This is a genomic window from Micromonospora echinospora (genome assembly GCF_014203425.1).
In the GTDB taxonomy this organism is placed as follows: Bacteria; Actinomycetota; Actinomycetes; order Mycobacteriales; family Micromonosporaceae; genus Micromonospora; species Micromonospora echinospora_A.
Genome location: NZ_JACHJC010000001.1, coordinates 6979096 through 6997952 on the forward strand (window position 1 = coordinate 6979096; position 18857 = coordinate 6997952).

15 protein-coding genes are annotated in these 18857 nt (G+C 73.9%); 6 read left to right on the plus strand and 9 right to left on the minus strand.

Features of this window, described 5'->3' with window-relative positions:
* The first annotated feature begins 4 nt into the window (after positions 1–4).
* Positions 5–3277 carry a lamin tail domain-containing protein gene (locus tag FHU28_RS31520; RefSeq protein ID WP_184688793.1) on the plus strand — a complete coding sequence of 1091 codons (3273 nt, stop codon included), beginning with the start codon at positions 5–7 and terminating at the stop codon, positions 3275–3277.
* Positions 3278–3309: 32 nt separating this feature from the next.
* Here the strand turns inward: FHU28_RS31520 and FHU28_RS31525 are convergent, their stop codons facing one another.
* From FHU28_RS31525 to FHU28_RS31550, 6 genes are all read right to left on the minus strand, one after another.
* On the minus strand, positions 3310–3945 hold the full coding sequence (locus FHU28_RS31525) for a helix-turn-helix domain-containing protein (RefSeq protein WP_311773682.1): 636 nt from the start codon (positions 3943–3945) through the stop codon (positions 3310–3312).
* 477 nt (positions 3946–4422) lie between these two features.
* Positions 4423–5406 carry a porphobilinogen synthase gene (gene hemB, locus FHU28_RS31530; protein WP_184688798.1) on the minus strand — a complete coding sequence of 328 codons (984 nt, stop codon included), beginning with the start codon at positions 5404–5406 and terminating at the stop codon, positions 4423–4425.
* 13 nt (positions 5407–5419) lie between these two features.
* On the minus strand, positions 5420–7000 hold the full coding sequence (locus tag FHU28_RS31535) for a bifunctional uroporphyrinogen-III C-methyltransferase/uroporphyrinogen-III synthase (protein WP_184688800.1): 1581 nt from the start codon (positions 6998–7000) through the stop codon (positions 5420–5422).
* Complete coding sequence (hemC, locus tag FHU28_RS31540) at positions 6997–7983, minus strand: hydroxymethylbilane synthase (protein WP_073829041.1); 987 nt, start codon at positions 7981–7983, stop codon at positions 6997–6999. The genes FHU28_RS31535 and hemC overlap by 4 nt, the downstream gene beginning before the upstream one ends.
* Positions 7980–9353 (minus strand): glutamyl-tRNA reductase, encoded by a 1374-nt coding sequence (locus tag FHU28_RS31545; protein WP_184688802.1) that lies wholly within the window; start codon positions 9351–9353, stop codon positions 7980–7982. The genes hemC and FHU28_RS31545 overlap by 4 nt, the downstream gene beginning before the upstream one ends.
* The gene (locus FHU28_RS31550) at positions 9350–10120 is read right to left on the minus strand and encodes a redox-sensing transcriptional repressor Rex (RefSeq protein WP_184688804.1); all 771 of its coding nucleotides are present in this window, start codon (positions 10118–10120) and stop codon (positions 9350–9352) included. Before FHU28_RS31550 ends, FHU28_RS31545 begins: the two co-directional genes overlap by 4 nt.
* A 390-nt stretch (positions 10121–10510) precedes the next feature.
* Between FHU28_RS31550 and FHU28_RS31555 the strand changes: the two genes are divergently transcribed.
* Entirely contained in the window at positions 10511–11815 is a 1305-nt protein-coding gene (locus FHU28_RS31555; RefSeq protein WP_184688806.1) for a sensor histidine kinase, read from the plus strand.
* A gap of 66 nt (positions 11816–11881) precedes the next feature.
* Positions 11882–12538 (plus strand): LuxR C-terminal-related transcriptional regulator, encoded by a 657-nt coding sequence (locus FHU28_RS31560; RefSeq protein WP_184688808.1) that lies wholly within the window; start codon positions 11882–11884, stop codon positions 12536–12538.
* A gap of 98 nt (positions 12539–12636) precedes the next feature.
* Here the strand turns inward: FHU28_RS31560 and FHU28_RS31565 are convergent, their stop codons facing one another.
* Genes FHU28_RS31565 through FHU28_RS31575 form a run of 3 tightly spaced genes read right to left on the minus strand, consistent with a single transcriptional unit; the run spans position 12637 to position 15220 of the window.
* Entirely contained in the window at positions 12637–13278 is a 642-nt protein-coding gene (locus tag FHU28_RS31565) for an HAD family hydrolase (RefSeq protein WP_184690074.1), read from the minus strand.
* 24 nt (positions 13279–13302) lie between these two features.
* Positions 13303–13557 (minus strand): glutaredoxin family protein, encoded by a 255-nt coding sequence (locus tag FHU28_RS31570; protein ID WP_073829047.1) that lies wholly within the window; start codon positions 13555–13557, stop codon positions 13303–13305.
* Positions 13547–15220: an AMP-binding protein gene (locus FHU28_RS31575; protein WP_184688810.1), complete on the minus strand. Its 1674-nt coding sequence runs from the start codon at positions 15218–15220 to the stop codon at positions 13547–13549. Before FHU28_RS31575 ends, FHU28_RS31570 begins: the two co-directional genes overlap by 11 nt.
* Positions 15221–15732: 512 nt before the next feature.
* Between FHU28_RS31575 and FHU28_RS31580 the strand changes: the two genes are divergently transcribed.
* From FHU28_RS31580 to FHU28_RS31590, 3 genes are all read left to right on the plus strand, one after another.
* On the plus strand, positions 15733–16704 hold the full coding sequence (locus FHU28_RS31580; protein ID WP_184688812.1) for an ECF subfamily RNA polymerase sigma factor, BldN family: 972 nt from the start codon (positions 15733–15735) through the stop codon (positions 16702–16704).
* A gap of 292 nt (positions 16705–16996) precedes the next feature.
* Positions 16997–17854 (plus strand): DUF5667 domain-containing protein, encoded by an 858-nt coding sequence (locus tag FHU28_RS31585; RefSeq protein WP_184688814.1) that lies wholly within the window; start codon positions 16997–16999, stop codon positions 17852–17854.
* 111 nt (positions 17855–17965) lie between these two features.
* Positions 17966–18844 carry an HAD family hydrolase gene (locus tag FHU28_RS31590; RefSeq protein ID WP_184688816.1) on the plus strand — a complete coding sequence of 293 codons (879 nt, stop codon included), beginning with the start codon at positions 17966–17968 and terminating at the stop codon, positions 18842–18844.
* The last annotated feature ends 13 nt before the right edge of the window (positions 18845–18857 follow it).

Here is an 18857-nt window from a genome sequence, read left to right on the forward strand (position 1 = left end):
CCCCATGCGCCCGCGCCGCACCCTCGCCGCGCTCGCGACCACCGCCGCCGTCACCCTCACGGCGATCGCTGTCGCACCCCCCGCGGCCAGTGCCGCGCCCACCGACCTGCTCATCTCCGAGTACGTCGAGGGGTCGTCCAACAACAAGGCCGTCGAGCTGTACAACGGCACCGACGCCCCGATCGACCTGGCCGCCGGCGGCTACCAGCTCCGGCTCTACTTCAACGGCTCCAGCACGTCGACGAACGTCGCGCTGACCGGCACCGTCGCCACCGGGGACGTGTTCGTCTTCGCCGCCGCGTCGGCCGCGCCCGCGATCCTCGCCCAGGCCGACCAGACGTTCGGTGGGTCCCTGTTCAACGGCGACGACGCGATCGTGCTGCACAAGGGTGACACGGTGGTCGACTCCATCGGCCAGGTCGGCGTCGACCCGGGCACCGAGTGGGGCAGCGGGCTCACCAGCACCGCCGACAACACGTTGCGCCGGCTGCCCTCGGTGACCGCCGGCGACACCGACCCGGCGGACCCGTTCGACCCGGCCGCGCAGTGGGCCGGCTTCGCCACCGACACGTTCGACGGGCTGGGCAGCCACACCGTCGGCGGAGGCGGCCCGATCGACCAGCCGCCGACGCTCGCCTGCGGCGGCGCGCTGACGCTGTCGGCGGGCGCCACCGCGACCCGCGAGGTGACCGCCACCGACGCCGACGACACGATCACCGACCTCGCGGTCACCGCCGTCGTGCCGGCGCCGACGAGCGGCTCGATCAGCCGTACCGCGTTCGCGCCGGCGGCCGGGGACGGTGGCACGGCCACCGCCACGCTGACCGCCACCGGCCTGCCGGCCGGCAGCTACGCGGTGACTGTGACCTCCACCGACGACGACGGCGACACCGCCACCTGCACGCTCAGCGTGCAGGCCACGAGCGTGCTGTCGATCGGTGAGGTGCAGGGCCGCACCGGCGACGACGAGGACGGCCGCGCCGACCGGTCGCCGCTCGCCCCGGCCAGCGGCAACGGCACCAGCTCCACGTTGTACGACGTGCGCGGCGTCATCACCGGCATGTCGCTGACCCGCAGTTCGGCCGGGGCCGACCAGTGGGGCTTCTACCTGCAGAGCCGGCTCGGCACCGAGGACGGCGACCCGCTCACCTCCGACGGTCTCTTCGTCTTCATGGGCTCGTTCACCACGCTGATCGGCGGGTACGCCCCCACCGTCGGCGACGAGGTCGTGCTGCGCGGCCGGGTCTCCGAGTACTTCAACCAGACCCAGCTCTCCAGCGCCTCGCTGGTCCGCAAGCTCGACTCCGGCCTCGACGTGGACACGGTGGTCCGCGTCGACGACGCGATCCCGCCCGCCGAGGCGGCCGCAGCTGACCTGTTCTGGGAGCGGCACGAGGGCGAGCGGATGCGCGTCCGCGCCGGCAGCGGCGTCTCCGCGCCCCGGCACATCTACTCCTCCACCGCCGACTCCGAGATCTACGTGCTGGACCGGGAGGACCCGGTCATGAAGCGGTCCGACCCGTACGCCCGGCGGGTGTTCCGGGACGCGCACCCGCTCGACGACATCCCTGGCACGCTCTTCGACAACGGCAACAACCAGCGCATCCTGCTGGGGGCCGGCGGTGTGAAGGCGACCGCCGGTGACTCCGGCGCGCTGCTGCCCGAGGCGCGTACGTTCGACACGCTGACCGAGGACGCCTACGGCTCCGTGTCGTACGCGTTCAGCAAGTACAGCGTGCAGCCCGAGCAGCTCACCCTGACCGGTGGCGCGGACCCGGCCGCGAACCACCCGCCGCAGCCGGCCGACCGCGGCAGCGAGGTCGCGATCGCCACCTACAACGTGGAGAACCTCTACGACTACCGGGACGACCCGTTCGACGGCTGCGACTTCGCCGGCAACACCGGATGTACGGGGGTCAGCCCGCCGTTCGACTACGTGCCGGCGAGCCAGGAGGCGTACGCCGCCAAGCTGGCCGCGCAGGCCCGGCAGATCGTCAACTCGCTGCACAGCCCGGACCTGATCCTGGTGCAGGAGGCCGAGGACCAGGACATCTGCTCGGTGGTCGACGGCGCTCTGGCGTGCGGTGACACGAACAACGCCGACGGCGCCCCGGACACCGTGCAGGAGCTGGCGCTGGCCATCGCGGCCAACGGCGGCCCCGCCTACACCGCCGCGTACGACCGCACCGGCGCGGACGCCCGGGGCATCGCCTCGGCGTTCCTCTACCGCACCGACCGGCTCACGCTGGCCGAGGCGACCGCCGCGGACCCGCTGCTGGGCTCGGCGCCGACTGTCCAGTACCGCTCGGCGGCGCTCGGGTCCAACACGGACGTGCAGAACCCGAAGGCGTTCAACGCGGTGCTGCCGGCCGACGTGGACCGGTCGACCGGTGTGGACGGCAGCAACGTCTACACCCGCGCGGCCCAGCTGGCCCGGTTCACCGTCAAGGCCGCGCCCGGCTCGACCGAGCGGTTCACGCTCTGGGCGGTCGCCAACCACTTCTCGTCCGGGCCGGACAGCCGGGTCGGGCAGCGCCGCGAGCAGGCCGCGTACGGCGCCGCGATCGTCGCGGCGGTCGAGGCGAGCGACCCGAACACCCGGGTGGTCTACGGCGGGGACCTGAACGTCTTCCCTCGCCCGGACGACCCGATCGCCACCGCCCAGAACCCGACCCCGTCGGACCAGCTCGCCCCGCTGTACGAGGCCGGACTGCACAACCTCTGGGACGACCTGGTGGCGGACGCGCCGGCATCGGCGTACTCGTACACCTTCAGCGGCCAGGCGCAGACGCTGGACAACCTCTTCGTGAACGACCCGATGCACGACGACCTGGTGCAGGTACGGACGGCGCACATCAACGCCGACTACCCGACCGACGCGCCGGAGCTGGGCGACCGGGGAGCCAGCGACCACGATCCGCAGGTGGCCCGGTTCCGTTCGCGCGCCTCGCTGCGCGTTGCCGACACCTCGGTGGCCGAGGGCGACAAGGGCACCCGCGCGATGACCTTCACGGTCACCGTGTCCCGCCCGCTCTCCGAGCCGGCGCTGATCTGCGCGACCACCTACGGCACGACCGCCCAGGCCGGGTCGGACTACGACCCGTACGTGGGCTGCAAGCTGCTTCCCGCGGGCCAGACGTCGCTGGCGTTCCCGGTCACCGTGCGCGGCGACCGCAAGCGCGAGGCGGACGAGAAGCTGACGCTGTACGTGGCGGGTGTGCCGGGCCTGCGGCTGGCCGACCCGTCCGGCGTCGGGACGATCCTGAACGACGACTGACAGGTGTTTCGCGGGGCGGCCCGTCGATTCGCTCACGGGCGGATCGGCGGGCCGCCGCGGTATCCGCACCGCTGCGGGTCCGGCGGGGACGGCACGTTCCGGTACTTGGCCACCCGCACCTCCCACTGGCTGCGACGGCGCAGCGCGTCCCGGACCGCCCGGTCGCGGTAGAACGTCTCCGGCGGGCGGGCCAGCCCGTAGCGGTCGGCCCACCACTCCCCCGGCTCCGGGTCGGTGACGACGTCGAGGTGGGACGGGTACCGCCGCTCCGCGCCGTCACGCAGATCAGCCCGGTCACGCATCGGTTTGAGGACCATGCCGGCCTCGTCGACGACCACGAGCCGGAAGCCGGCCGTGCCGATGACGCGCGACAGTATGGCCAGGCTCGGGGTCAGGCTGCCCGCCTCGATGCGCCCGATCGTGCTCGGATGCACCCTGGCGAACCGGGCCAGCTCACGCTGGCTGGCGTCGGCCCGACGACGCACCGCCCGGATGATCCCCGGCGCCGGGAACGGGACGTCGAACGGCTCGGTGAGCAGCGCCGGCCCGCCGTCCGCCGCGGGCCCGCCGTCGGTCGCTGTCACGGGGGCCGCCACAGTCGCTCCCGGCGCTTCGCAGGCACCTGCTCCGGTGGCCGCCTCCGGCCCGGTGTCGGCGATGTCTGTCACGCCGCCCACGGTCCCGCCTGGGGCATCGGCCCGGCAACCCCGCTCCCCGCCCCTGTGGAAAACCCGGGATCCGGCGTCCGACCACGCCTCGCCGCCGCGTCGGCCACCCCACTCAAGGCACACGGAGCGTGACATCACTGTGCGTTAAGCATTGCTGCCAAAACGAGCAACGCGCCGCCGGAATGAAGAGCAATCAAGCGGACATAATCCCCGGCGAGGCCGGGCATGGGAAGACTGCCTCGGCCGACTTTGCTCTGCAGCCATCGAGGCAGCGCTCACGCTTCGTGACAGATGCGTCCATGGCTGCAGAGCAAAGTCGCCCGGGGGTAATGCCGTCTTCCGCCCAGAAAACTACTGCGAGTTATCGCGTCCGGCTGTGGAAAACGCGAGGCGACGCACCTCCCGCTGATCTCGCCGACGGCACGGCGCCGGCACCGGCGCGAGCCCGCTCCGGGCCCGACGCCGGCCAGGCGAGGGTCAGTAGCGTTGGCGCAGCAGCTGGGCCGCCTCGACCGCCCAGTAGGTGAGGATGATCTGCGCGCCGGCCCGGCGGATCGAGGTGAGCGTCTCCAGCATGACGCGCTCCCGGTCGATCCAGCCGTTCGCGGCGGCCGCCTCGACCATCGCGTACTCGCCGGAGACCTGGTAGGCGGCGACCGGGACGTCCACCGCGGCCCGGACCGCCGACACCACGTCGAGATAGGGCAGCGCGGGCTTGACCATCACCATGTCGGCGCCCTCGGCCACGTCCAGCTCGACCTCGCGCAGCGACTCCCGCAGGTTCGCCGGGTCCTGCTGGTAGGTACGCCGGTCGCCCTCCAGCGCCGACTCCACAGCGTCGCGGAACGGGCCGTAGAAGGCGGAGGCGTACTTGACCGCGTACGCGAGCACCGAGACGTCCTGGTGCCCGGCGGCGTCCAGCGCCTTGCGGACCACGCCGACCTGGCCGTCCATCATCCCGGACGGCCCGACCACGTGGACCCCGGCGGCGGCCTGGGCCACCGCCATGTCCGCGTACGCGGCGAGCGTGACGTCGTTGTCCACCCCGCCGTCCGGCGTGAGCAGGCCGCAGTGCCCGTGCGAGGTGAACTCGTCCAGGCACAGGTCGCTCATCACCACCGTCGAGTCGCCGACCTCGGCGATCACGTCCCGGATCGCCACGTTGAGCACGCCGGCCGGGTCGACACCGCCGGAGCCGGTCTCGTCGCGCGTCGCCGGCACCCCGAAAAGCATGATCCCGCCGACCCCGGCCTGGACCGCCTCCGCGGCGGCCTTGCGCAGCGAGTCCCGGGAGTGCTGGAGCACTCCCGGGAGCGACGCGATCGCCCTCGGCTCGGTCAGCCCCTCCTTGACGAACATCGGCACGACCAGCTCGGCCGGGTCGACGCGGGTCTCGGAGACCAGCCGCCGCACGGCCGCGTTGCGGCGCAGCCGGCGGGGCCGGATCTCGGGGTACGGCATGCGGAGCCTCCTGTCAGCGGAACCTCAGGGCGGTCGGGCCCTGCACCTTGGAGCCCCGGCGCTGCTTCGCCGGCATGGCGGCGAGCTTCTCCCGCAGCTCGACGGCGTAGGCGGCGAGCGCCTCCACCAGGTCGGGCACCGAGGCGTGTGGCGGCTGCACGTCGACCCGCAGGCCGAACTCGGTGGCGGTCTCCGCCGTCTTGGGCCCGATGACTGCAACAACCGTGCGCGCGTGCGGCTTCCCGGCGATACCGACGAGGTTCCGCACCGTGGACGACGACGTGAACAGCACCGCGTCGAACCCGCCCGACTTGATCGCGTCGCGGATCTCGGCCGGCGGCGGCGCCGCCCGCACCGTCCGGTACGCGGTCACGTCGTCGACCTCCCAGCCCCGCTCGGTGAGCCCGGCGGCCAGGGTCTCGGTCGCGATGTCGGCACGCGGCAGCAGCACCCGGCCGACCGGGTCGAGGACCTCGTCGTGCGGCGAGAACTCGGCCAGCAGGCCCTCGGAGGACTGCTCCCCGGAGGGGATCAGCTCCGGCTGGATGCCGAAGGCGCGGACCGCCTCGGCGGTGGCGTCCCCGATACAGGCGATCTTGACGCCGCCGAAGTGGCGGGCGTCGAGGCCGTGCTCGGCGAACTTCTCCCACACCGCCCGGACCGCGTTGACCGAGGTGAAGATGACCCAGGCGTACCGGCCGTCGACCAGGCCCTTCACCGCCCGCTCCATCTGTGCCGGGGTACGCGGCGGCTCGACCGCGATGGTCGGCACCTCGCACGGGATCGCCCCGTACGCGCGCAGCCGGGCGCTCATCACGCCGGCCTGCTCCTTGGTGCGGGGCACCAGCACCTTCCAGCCGTACAGCGGGCGGTTCTCCCACCAGCTCAGCTTGTCGCGGTCGGTGACGGCCGCGCCGACGGTGAGCACCACCCGGCCGGTGAAGCCGAGCGCAGCCGCGACGAAGGAGTCGACTGTCGACGTGGTGGTGTACTGCGTCTCGCCGGTGCCGTCGCCGGTCACCCCGACCGGGGTGGTGCCGTCGACCCCGGCGGCCAGCAGACCGTCCCGGACGGCGGCCAGGTCACCGGCGTCCACGGCGAGCGCCAGCGAACCCCGGCCGACTGCGGTGGCGAGCGCGTCGAAGTCGAGCGCGGTGACGTCCTCGACGTCGGCGGCGGTGCGTACGCCCGGCAGCGGAACGCCCGCGTAGGTGGCGACGCCCTCGGCCTGGCCGACGCCCGGCACCACCTCGAAGTGGGCGGCGGTACGCGCGACCGCCTGCACCTCCTTGACCACCGAGTCGTGGCCGAACGGGTCACCGGAGACCAGGTGCACGGCGTTCTGCCCGGCCCGGGCCGCGGAGATCAGCACCTTCGCCACGTCCCCCGGTACGCCCTCGGCGGGGCTGAACTCGGCGTCGGGCCGGGCCTGGGCGCGTACGTGCGCCAGGAGCGACTCGGGTACGCCCCGGTCGTAGACCACCTGGTCGGCCTCGACCAGGGCGTCCAGCGCCCGGCGGGTCAGCAGGCCGGGGTCGCCGGGGCCCGCCCCGACGAAAGCGATCTGGCCTACGGGCTTACGGGTGCGGGTCATTCTGTGCTCCCAAGTTGCTGGGTCCCCGGGCCGGCCTGTGCGTCCTGGCCGAGGATCGAGTCGGCGCCGAGTTCGAGGAGTTCGGCGGCGAGTGCCTTGCCGATCTCCGCCGCGTCGGCGGGCGTTCCGGTGCGGGACAGCCGGAGGTCACGGGTACCGTCCGGGCTGATCACCGCACCGCGCAGGTAGATCTCCTGGATCACGTCGCCCTCTTCGGTGATCTCGCCTTCGGCGAGGACGGCGTACGCGGCCACGGGTGCGCTGCACCCTGCCTCCAGGGTGGCCAGCAGCGCCCGTTCCGCGGTGATCGCGGCGCGGGACGGCTCGTGGTCGAGCAGCGCGAGCATCTCGATCACGTCCTGGTCGTCGGCCCGGCACTCGACGGCCAGCGCGCCCTGAGCGGGCGCGGGCAGCATGAGCATCGGGTCGAGCGTCTCGGTGATGACGTCGGCGCGGCCGATCCGGTTGAGCCCGGCGCGGGCCAGCACGACGGCGTCGAGGTCGGCGTCCGGGCCGAGTACCCGGGCCACCCGGGTGTCGATGTTGCCCCGGATCGGGGCGACCTCCAACTGCATGCCCAGCGCGTGCAACTGGGCGATCCGGCGCAGCGCGCCGGTGCCGACGCGGGCGCCGGGCGGCAGCTCGGCGAGCGTACGGCCGTTCGTGGCCACCAGCGCGTCGCGCGGGTCCTGCCGGGGCGGCACGGCCGCGACGTGCAGGCCGGGCGCCGCCGCGGTGGGCAGGTCCTTGTACGAGTGCACAGCGAAGTCGATCTCACCGGCGGTCAGCGCGTCGCGCAGCGCGGACACGAACACGCCGACGCCGAGTCGCTGCACCGGGGCGGTGGACTTGTCGCCTGCGGTCACCACCTCGACCAGCTCGACCGGGCGGCCGGTGGCCGCGGTGAGGGCTTCGGCCACATGGCCGGACTGGGCCATCGCCAGGGCGCTGCCCCGGGTGCCGAGGCGCAGTGGGGCGGTCATCGCGCACCTCCGGTGGGCGGGATGTCGGCGGCGTCGAACGACGGCCGCCCGTCGAGATCGGTGGCGACCACGTCGGGAACGGTGTCGACCGGGGACGTCTGCGGAACGTCCAGGTCGAACAGCTCGCGCAGCAGCGCCGCGTACTGGTCGCCGCCGGGCTCGGCGGCGAGCTGGCGGACCCGTACGGTCGGCTGGTGCAGCAGCCGCTGCACGACCCGGTGCACGGTGCGGGCCACCTCGGCCCGCTGGTCGTCGCTGAGGTCGGGACGGCGCTGGCCGAGCCGGCGCAGCTCGGTGGCGACCACGTCGTCGGCCCGGCCGCGCAGGGCGGCCACTGTCGGCGCCACGTCGGCGCCGCGCAGCCAGCTCAGGAACGACTCGACCTCACCGGCCACGATCCGGGCCACCTCGGCGGCGTCGGCGGCGGCCGGCCCGTCGGCGAGCACGGCGGCCATCCGGTCGATGTCGATCACCTCGACGCCGGGCAGCTCGGCGACGCCCACCTCGACGTCGCGCGGGACGGCCAGGTCGAGCAGGACCAGGGGGCCCCGGTCGGCGTCCCGGCGGGCCAGCGCCCGGGTCACCGCGTCGCGGGTGAGCACCGGCTCGGTGGCGGCGGTGGCGGCGACCACGACGTCGACGTCGGCGAGCGCGGTGATCAGCTCGGCCATCGGCACGGCGGACGCGCCGTACGACTCGGCGAGCCGGACGGCGCGGGCGGCGCCCCGGTTGGTCACGGTGAGCGGGCCGGCGCCCAGCCGGGACAGCGTGGCCACGCCCAGCGAGCCCATCGCGCCGGCGCCGACGATCATCGCGGACCGCCCGGCCAGCTCGCCGTCGAGCAGCTCGGCGGCGAGGTCGAGGGCGGCGGTGACCACGCTCTGCCCGGCCCGGTCGATGTTGGTCTCGGCGTGCGCGCGCTTGCCGACCCGCAGCGCCTGCTGCATCAGCTCGTGCAGCAGGCGGCCGGCCGAGTCGGCGCCACCGGCGGAGTGGTACGCGTCGCGGAGCTGGCCGAGGATCTGCGCCTCGCCCACCACCATCGAGTCGAGCCCGGCGGCGACCCGGAAGACGTGGTCCACGGCGGCGGCGTCGTAGTGCACGTAGAGGTGCGGGGCGAGCGCCGCCGGCTGGCAGCCGGCCTGATCGGCCAGGACCGCGCAGATGTCGCCGAGTCCGCCGTGGAACCCGGAGACGGCCGCGTAGACCTCCACCCGGTTGCAGGTGGAGACCAGGACGGCCTCGGCGACGTACGGCTGGGCGATCAGGCGGTCCAGCGTCCGGGTCAGGTCTGCGGGCGGGACGGCGAGCTCTTCCAGGGTGGCGACCGGTGCGGTGCGGTAGGACGCGCCGACGACGAGCAGTTTCACGTGCCGATCGCCTCCTGGGTGTCGGTGGCCGCGAGACCGCCGGGCAGGGCGGTGAGGGCGGACCCGCCGGTGGCGGGAAGCGCGGTCAGCGATGCCTTGCGGTGCTCGTGGAAGGACAGGATCTGCAGCTCGATGGCGAGGTCGACCTTGCGCACGTCGACCCCCTCCGGGACCGAGAGTACGCAGGGCGCGAAGTTGAGGATGCTCGTCACGCCGACGGCGACCAGCTGATCGGCGACCGCCTGGGCGGCCGGCGCGGGGGTGGCGATGACGCCGATCGAGATCGACTCCTCGGCGACCACCTGGGGCAGCTCGTCGATGTGCTGGACGACGAGCCCGTTGATCAGCTCGCCGACCCGGGACCGGTCGGCGTCGAGGAGAGCGGCGATGCGGAAGCCGCGGTTGGCGAAGCCGTCGTAGCCGGCCAGCGCGTGACCGAGGTTACCGACGCCGACGAGCGCGACGGCCCGGCACTGGGTGAGGCCGAGCACCGAGGAGATCTGGTCGACCAGGAGCGCCACGTCGTAACCGACGCCGCGGGTGCCGTACGAGCCGAGGTGGGACAGGTCCTTGCGGAGCTTCGCGGAGTTGACGCCGACGGCGTTCGCGAGCCCTTCGCTGGACACCGTCTCGTGCCCGGAGTCGGCCAGCGCGTGCAACGCACGCAGGTATTCCGGGAGCCGGGACACGGTCGCCTCGGGCAGGTCCGGAAGCGCCGGTACGGCACCGGTGCGACCGGGCGCGCCTGGTTGACGGTGCTGACTCATGAGACTCCGTGCGGTGCGATCCTCGACCAGCGACGGAGGCCGGTCGTTTCGGGACTCCCGCTGGCGACCGTTGTTGCCGGCTGTGCTAGCAGGGCGCGTCGAAACTACAGAGTAGGCGCTTGTGAAGAGGTGCACAAATCGCGATCTTGAAAGCTCGCGACGCGCCTTCACCTGCCCCTCCATTCCTGCAAGATCGATCGACCGCGCTCTTCGGCGGCGCGTGGCGATTATTGCTCAATCCCGACTTCCCTGACCAATCGCGCGCGGCCCGTAGCGCTCCGTCACCGGCGTGGCGAGGCGAGTCTCACGTTTTGCAGTAGGGAGAACCCCACCCTGAAGAGGCCAGCGTGCGGGATGGGTCGGCAGGTCGTACGCCCATAGCCTCGAACCATGACCGCAGCACCACTGGCCACCGCGCCCACCCCGACGTCGCCCGTCCTCGGCCTCCTGCGCCGCCTCGGCCGGGACTCCGCCTACGTACTCCTCGGCCTCCCGCTGGCCATCGTGGGCTTCGTCCTCGCCGTGGTCGGGATCTCACTGAGCGCCGGGCTGCTGGTGACCACGCTCGGCCTGCCGATCCTCGCCGGCTTCCTGTACGCCACCCGCGGGCTGGCCGACATCGAGCGGCTCCGGCTCGCCGGGGTGCTGGACCGGCCCCGGGTACGCCCCGTCTACCGCCGGCCGGAGCCGGGTGCCGGGTTCTGGCGGCGGGTGTTCACCCCGATCCGGGACGCGCAGTCGTGGCTCGACCTGCTGCACGCGTTCGTCCGGCTGCTGGTGGCCCTGCCCACGTTCGTGGTGCTCGTGGTCTGGTGGGTGCTGGCCCTGGGCGGCACGCTCTACGTCGTCTACGACTGGGCCATTCCGCGCGGCGTCGACGACCAGGACCTGAGTCAGCTCCTCGGGATGGGCGACGGGGCGGGCGCGCGGATCGCCCTGAACACCGCGATCGGGCTGTTCGCCCTGTTCACCCTCCCGCTGGTGGCGCGCGGCGGCGCCCGGCTCCAGGCCGGGCTGGCGTACTCGCTGCTCACCGGGGTGGCCGAGATGCGACAGCGGATCATCACGCTGGAGGAGCAGAAGCGCGCCGCCGCCTCGGCCGAGGCGGTCGCCCTGCGCCGGCTGGAGCGCGACATCCACGACGGCCCGCAGCAGCGACTGGTCCGGCTCGCCATGGACCTCGGACGGGCCCGCCACCAGCTCGCCGCCGACCCGGAGGCGGCGCGGCAGACGCTGGACGAGGCCGTCGCCCAGACCCGGGAGACGCTGGACGAGCTGCGTGCCCTCTCGCGGGGCATCGCGCCGCCGATCCTGGTCGACCGGGGCCTGCCCAGCGCGCTCGCCGCGCTCGCCGCCCGCGCGCTGGTGCCGACCGAACTGGTGGTGGACGACGAGCTGGGCACCGCCGCCGGCCGGCTCGACCCCGGGGTGGAGAGCACCGCGTACTTCGTGGTGGCCGAGGCGCTGACGAACGTGTCGAAGCACAGCCGGGCGAGCGCCTGCCGGGTGGAGGTGACCCGGAAGGTGGGCCGGCTGGAGATCACCGTCACCGACGACGGCGTCGGCGGCGCCCACCTGGCGAAGGGACACGGGCTCAACGGCATCGCCGACCGGGTCCGGGCGGCCGGCGGCACGCTGGACGTGACCAGCCCGGAGGGCGGACCGACCCGGGTCCACGCGGAACTGCCCAGGTGAAACGACACGCCCCGGACCCGGCCCGCCCGATGGGCGCCGGGTCCGGGCGTGATAGACACCGGACCCATGCGGGTGGTGATCGCGGACGACGCCGTACTGCTCCGGGAGGGGCTGATCCGGCTGCTGACGGAGTACGGGCACGAGGTGGTGGCCGCCGTCGGTGACGGCGTCGCCCTGGTCGAGGCGGTGGTGACGCACCGCCCGGACGTCTCGGTGGTGGACGTGCGGATGCCGCCGTCACACACCGACGAGGGACTGCGCGCCGCGGTGGAGGCCCGCCGCCGGGTGCCTGGTACGCCGATCCTGGTGCTGTCCCAGTACGTCGAGGTGTCGTACGCCGACGACCTGCTGGACACCGCGGGCGGGGCCGGCGGCGGCATCGGCTACCTGCTCAAGGACCGGGTCGCCGCGATCGACGAGTTCCTGGACGGCCTGGCCCGGGTGGCCGCCGGCGGCACGGTGCTCGACCCGGAGGTGATCAGCCAGTTGCTGGTCCGGCGGCGGCGCGACGACCCGCTGGCGTCGCTGACCCCGCGCGAGCGCGAGGTGCTGGCGCTGATGGCCGAGGGCCGCTCGAACACCGCCATCGCCCGCGCGCTGGTGGTCAGCGACGGCGCGGTCGAGAAGCACGTCCGCAACATCTTCACCAAGCTCGACCTGCCGCCGGACGCCACCACCCACCACCGCCGCGTCCTGGCCGTCCTGGCCCACCTGCGCGCCTGACCCCGGGTGATCCACTCCAGGTCGGGGAGGTGGTGGGGTCCGGCGCACCCCGAGGCCACCACCTCGCCGAAGTGGTGACGATCAAGGGGTCATGAGGGTCAGGACAGGGTGCGGGCCACTGTCACCGCGTCGGTGAGCGTGTCGGCGGCCGGGTGGCCGCTGGCGCGCAGCCGGTCCGGGTCGGACAGGCCGCCGGTGTAGAGCACGCAGCGGGCGCCGGCCGAGGCGGCCGCGTCGGCGTCGTCGAGCGAGTCGCCGATCAGCACCACCTCGTGCCCACCCAGCCCCAGCTCCGCCAGGTGCTTCTCCAGCCACTCGGCCTTGCGCCCGCCGCCGACAGTGGCGCGCAGCCCGTCCACCCGGCGGAAGTGCGGGGTCAGCCCGTACGTGTGCACCGTCGGCACCAGCTCGTCGTGGAACCACATGGACAGCAGCGACTGGCTGCCCTCCCAGGACTCGATCGCGGTGGTGGCGTCGGCGGCCAGCGCGCAGGTGGTCAGCCCGGCCCGGTACGCGTCGTGGAAGACCCGGTCGAGCGTGCCGAACGCGTCGGCGTCCACGGCCCGGCCGAGCATCTCGGCGTAGTAGTCGGCGATCGGCCGCCGGAACCGCACCCGGTGCTCGGCGGCGGTGACCGCCGGCCCGCCGGCGCTGGCGAAGGCGACGTTCGTGGCCTGGACCACCAGGTCGAGGTCGTCGAGGAGCGTTCCGTTCCAGTCCCACACGAGGTGGCGTCCCATACCCGTCACCCGAGCACTCTAAGGCTAGAGCTGCGGGGTGGTCAGGTCGCGCAGCAGCCGGTCCTCCTCGACCCGCCAGTAGCCGTGCTCCTTGCCGTCGAGCAGCACCACCGGCAGCCGGTCGCCGTAGTCGCGCTCCATCTCCAGGTTGCCGGTGACGTCCCGCTCCACCCAGCGGTCACCGGTGACCGCCACCACCCGGTCGAGCGCGGCCTTCGCGTCGTCGCACAGGTGGCAGCCGGGCCGGGTGATCAGGATGAGCCTCGGGTCACTGGACATCGGATACCTCCGTGCGGATCTCGGTCGGCGGCGACGGCGACGGCACCGCGGGCGCCGGGCGCAGCTCGGTCTTGCGCACCTTCCCGATCGCCGAGTACGGCAGGCTGTCGACGAACTCGACGGCGGTCGGGCACTTGAACCGGGCCAGGTTACGCGCGCAGTGGGCGAGCAGATCGTCCGCCGTCACCGCCGGATCGGCCGCCCGCACCACGTACGCCCGCACAGTCTCGCCGGTCCGCGGATGCGGCACGCCGAGGACCGCCGACTCGGCCACCCCGGGGTGCGCCTGGAGCACCAGCTCCACCTCGTGCGGGTAGACGTTGAAGCCGTTGACCAGGATCAGCTCACCGAGCCGGTCGACCAGGAAGAGGTCGCCGTCGCCGTCGGCGTACGCGACGTCGCCGGTTGCCCACCAGCCGTCCGGGTCCGGCCCGCCCCGCCCGTCCGGCCAGTAACCGGCGAACAGGTTCGGACCGCGTACCACGATCTGCCCGGGGTCGGTGCCGGCCAGTTCGTCGGAGAGGTCCATCTCGTCGTCGTCGGGCTCGTCGGCGGGCACCCCGTCGCGCCACAGCTCGGCGCCGTCCGCACCGGTCAGGCGCAGCTCGACGCCGGGCAGCGGGCGACCGATCGAGCCGGGCTTCGGCTCGCCGCCGACGAGCGTCGAGGTGAGCACCGGCGCGGTCTCGGTGAGCCCGTAGCCGACGTGCACCGGGTGCCCGGTCAGCTCGGTGAAGCGCGCGCCGACGGCCGGCGGCAGCGGCGCCGCGCCGCACACCGCGACGCGCACCGAGGTCAGCGCCGCGGCCGGGTCACGCTCCGCCTCGGCCCAGGTCAGGAACATCGACGGTACGCCGACGAGCACCGTTACGCGGTGCCGGGCGATCTCGTCCAGCGTCCCCGCCGCGGGCTCGTCGACGAGTACGCCGGTCGCGCCGTGCCGCACCACGGCGCCGAGCGCGGTGTTCAGCCCGTACGCGTGGAACAGCGGGAGCGCGAGCAGCACGACGTCGTCGGGGCCGAGGACCGGCGGCTCGATCCGGTCGGTCTGGTCGTGGTTGGCGGCGAGCGCGCGGTGCGACAGCATCGCGCCCTTGGGCTGCCCCTCGGTGCCGGAGGTGTAGAGCAGGACGGCCAGGTCGTCGCCGGAGCGGGCCGGGAACCGGGTCGGCCCGGCGTCGCCGCCCACCGGCGGCGCGGTGTGCACGGCGCGCAGCCCGGGCAGTTCGGCGCGGTCCACCCGGCCAATCACCTCGGGCGCGCCGACCAGCATCGCGGCGCCGGAGTCGGTGAGCACGTGCCGCAGTTCGCGGGCGGTGAGCGCGGGGTTGACCGGTACGGCGACCAGGCCGGCCCGCAGCGCGGCGAGGTAGGTGACCACGAAGTCCGGGGTGTTGCCGAACGCGACAGCCACCCGGGGCGGATGCCCCGTTCCGGCGGCCGGCGGCGCGTCGGCGACCAGCGCGCGGGCGGTGGCGGTGACCGCGTCGTCCAGCTCGGACCAGGTGAGCGTCCGCTCGCGCCAGTGCAGCGCGGCCCGGTCGCCCCGTTCGGCGGCGGCCCGGCGGACCCGGTCGGCGAGGTTCGGCGCGGAGCTTTCGGCGGCGTCCTGCACGGTGGCTGAGTCTGGCACAGCCGCGTCCGCCGGACCATGCCCGGACACGGTGCCGGGTCCGCCAAACGGGACTGGGAATGCAGTACGGTGGGATTCCCCAGCACGGGATAACGATCTCCAACGGCACGCGCCGAGCAGCCCGGGGCGACCCGCGTGAACCGCCTTCGCGACACGCCGAGCGGAAAGAAAATCTGCTCCGACCAGGACTTTCCACTGCGGACCACGATCCGGTGCGAAAGTCAACCACACGCGACGGACAACGGGTCCGCCATCCGTGCGATCCGGCGGGAAATACTTCCGCTCTGTGTAACGGACTTGCCACGCGTGGGTGACGTTGGCCCTATCATCACTCGGGTCGGCTCACCCCATTTGCCGTGAGTCGACACCCCTCAGCCCGAGGAGGCCCCCGTGCCCGTCAGCGCATTGGACCAGCACCTCAAGGGGATCTGCCGCCCGTCGGCACGTCCCGACCCGGCCGCGCCCGGCCGGGTTCCACCCGGTCCCCCGGCGCCACAGTGGCGCCCGGCGCGGTCGCTTCCGATTCGGACCGGGGAGGCGCGGTGACCACCTTCGGTTACGCCGAACGGCCGGCCGGCGTCACCGGCCCGACCCAGCGCAACCCGCTCAACGAGCGCGCCGATCCACCTCCCCGGGGCACCGACGGCCAGATCGCGGTACGCGGCGAGGGGCGGCGCGTACGCAGCCGCGCGCACCACACGAACGAGGCGCCGGCACGCCCCGCGACGCCCGGCGGCAACGCGAAGCCCGCGGCCGGGCGACTCGGCAGCCCGGCCCGCCCCACCATGCCGGCCCAGGCCCGGCGCGGTGACGCGGCAACCGGCGCCGAGCCCTCCGCCGCGGAGACCGCGATCCTGCCGGCGGTGACCACCGGCGACACCGCCGTCCTGCCCGCCGTGCCGGCCGCCACGCCCGCCACCGGCTTCCCCAGCCGCCCCGACCCGTCCGACCCGGCCACCGAGGTGTGGACGCTCGTCGAACGCGCGCAGGCAGGCGAGTCCGAGGCGTTCGGGCTGATCTACGACAGGTACGTCGACACGGTGTTCCGGTTCGTCTACTTCCGGGTCGGCAACCGCCAGCTCGCCGAGGACCTCACCTCCGACACGTTCCTGCGCGCGCTCAAGCGGATCGGCAGCTTCACCTGGCAGGGCCGCGACCTCGGCGCCTGGCTGGTCACCATCGCCCGCAACCTGGTCGCCGACCACTTCAAGTCGGGGCGCTACCGGCTGGAGGTGACCACCGGCGACGTCCTCGACGCCGACCGGGAGGACCGCGGGCCGGAGGGCAGCCCGGAGGCCGCGGTGGTGGAACACATCACCAACGTCGCCCTGCTCACCGCCGTCAAGCAGCTCAACCCGGAGCAGCAGGAGTGCATAGTGCTGCGGTTCCTGCAGGGTTTCTCGGTGGCCGAGACGGCCCGGGCCATGGGCAAGAACGAGGGCGCCATCAAGGCTCTCCAGTACCGGGCGGTACGGGCCCTGGCCCGGCTGCTGCCCGACGGCTTCCACTCCTGAGCGGCAGCCCCACATCAGTCCTCCCACCGGCGCTGTCGCCGGGCGCTGTCGCGTGCCCGACGCGCCACGCGGGCCGATCACTCTTGGTGATTTCGCCGCCGCCCCGGCCGTAACCGGCGACCGGCGCGGTCCGTTTCTCCGGGTGCGACCAGTGGTTGTCCCGGCGTCCCCCGGGCCACCCGGTCCGGCGGGTCAGGTCGGCCGTCCCGGTCGACTCTGCGCCTCACGCTGCCACCGGTCGCTGGTGACGACGACGGCCGCCCGGCCGTGACCAGCGAGAGGGGGTGCCGCGGTGGACAGCGACCTCTTCTCCCGTCGGCGGGCCGAGCGCTTCGCGCAACTCCTCGACGAGGCCAACGGCGGACGCCGGCACCACGTCCGGTCCAAGGCGGACGGTGAACTCACCGCGCTCGTCGAGGTGAGCCGCCGGCTCACCGCAGAGGGGCCCGACGTCGAGCCGCGCGCCGAGTTCCGCACCGGACTGCGGGCGATGCTCGTGGCCACCGCCGAACGCGAGGGCATCGGCACTCCGGCCAAGCCCGCCACCACAGGAGTACGCGGCGCGCTGCTGCCGGCGATCACCGGACGCCGGGCGCGGGCCCGGGGCGCGATCCTGGTCGGCGTGGCCGCCGGCGCGATCGCCCTCTCCGGGATCTCCGCCGCCAGCGAGAACGCGCTGCCCGGCGACGCCCTGTACGGAATGAAGCGCTCCACCGAGCGCGCCCAGCTCGCGCTCGCCAGCTCGGACATCAGCCGCGGGCAGCTCTTCCTCGACTTCGCCCGCACCCGGCTCGACGAGGCCGCCTCGGTGCACGGCGACCAGCTCGGCTTCAGCGCCGTCCTGGACGACATGGACGCGGACACCCGTCAGGGCGTACGCCTGCTGACCACTGTCGCCGCGCAGCGCTCCGACCCGGCGGCGCTGGACGCGGTGGACACGTTCCTCGCCGGCCAGCGCCGGGTGGTCAGCGGCCTGCTGGACCGGCCCGACCACGCCGACCGGGAACGCACCCGCCGCTCACTGGCGCTGCTCGACGCGGCCGGCAAACGCGCCGACGCGCTGCGCGAGGCGATCGCCTGCGGGCTGCCCGCGCCGCAGGCCAGCGACGCGCTCGGGCCCGCCCCGGCCGCCTGCCCGGCCGACCGCTGAGCGCGGACGCCGACCGCGCCACACTTCTCCCGGCGGACACCCGCCCGTCACACCCTGCCGGATACGCTCGGCGCGGAGGGCGTACGCGGTCGTCGAGGCAGGGAGGTCGCCGTGGCCGGCACCCGGAAGGTGACCGTCAGCACCGACGCGCACGGGCACACCGCGGGCTGGTCCGAGGCCCCGTCGGCGCCCGCGACCACGGTTCCGCCCGACCCCACGGCTGCCGCCTTCTTCGACGTCGACAACACGATGATGCAGGGCGCCTCGATCTACTGGTTCGCCCGTGGGCTGGCCGCCCGGAAGTACTTCACCACCGGCGACCTGGCCCGCTTCGCCTGGCAGCAGGCCCGGTTCCGGCTGCTCGCCACCGAGCACGCGGGCGACATGTCCCAGGCCAAGGAGGCCGCGCTCGCCTTCGTCCAGGGCTGGCGGGTGGACGACATCGAGCGCCTCGCCGACGAGATCTTCGACGAGCTGATGGCCCCGCGCATCTGGGCCGGCACCCGCCGCCTCGCCCAGCGTCACCTCGACGCGGGCGAGCGGGTCTGGCTGGTCAGCGCCGCCCCGGTCGAGATCGGCCGGGTGATCGCCGCCCGGCTCGGCCTGACCGGCGCGATCGGCACGGTGGCCGAGGTGGTCGACGGCGCGTACACCGGACGGCTGGTCGGTGACCTGATGCACGGTCCGGCGAAGGCCGAGGCGGTGACCCAGCTCGCCGCCGTGGAAGGGCTGGACCTGGACCGGTGCGCCGCCTACAGCGACTCGGCCAACGACCTGCCGATGCTCTCCGCCGTCGGCCGCGCGGTGGCGGTGAACCCCGATCCGGCGCTGCTGCGGCAGGCCCGTGAGCAGGGCTGGGACGTGCGCGACTTCCGCACCGGGCGACGGGCCGTACGCATCGCCGTGCCCTCCACCGCCGCCGCCGGGCTGCTCGCCGGCGCGGTCACGGCCGGACTGGCGCTGCACCGGCGCCGGCACCGCGAGGCCTGAGCCCGCCCTGACC

Coding starts and splice junctions, on each gene's coding strand:
- FHU28_RS31565 (WP_184690074.1), bottom strand. CDS start 13,278: ATGGGACGCCACCTCGTGTGGGACTGGAACGGAACGCTCCTCGACGAC.
- FHU28_RS31570 (WP_073829047.1), bottom strand. CDS start 13,557: ATGTCCAGTGACCCGAGGCTCATCCTGATCACCCGGCCCGGCTGCCAC.
- hemC (WP_073829041.1), bottom strand. CDS start 7,983: ATGACCGCCCCACTGCGCCTCGGCACCCGGGGCAGCGCCCTGGCGATG.
- FHU28_RS31535 (WP_184688800.1), bottom strand. CDS start 7,000: ATGACCCGCACCCGTAAGCCCGTAGGCCAGATCGCTTTCGTCGGGGCG.
- FHU28_RS31555 (WP_184688806.1), top strand. CDS start 10,511: ATGACCGCAGCACCACTGGCCACCGCGCCCACCCCGACGTCGCCCGTC.
- FHU28_RS31550 (WP_184688804.1), bottom strand. CDS start 10,120: ATGAGTCAGCACCGTCAACCAGGCGCGCCCGGTCGCACCGGTGCCGTA.
- FHU28_RS31560 (WP_184688808.1), top strand. CDS start 11,882: ATGCGGGTGGTGATCGCGGACGACGCCGTACTGCTCCGGGAGGGGCTG.
- FHU28_RS31520 (WP_184688793.1), top strand. CDS start 5: ATGCGCCCGCGCCGCACCCTCGCCGCGCTCGCGACCACCGCCGCCGTC.
- hemB (WP_184688798.1), bottom strand. CDS start 5,406: ATGCCGTACCCCGAGATCCGGCCCCGCCGGCTGCGCCGCAACGCGGCC.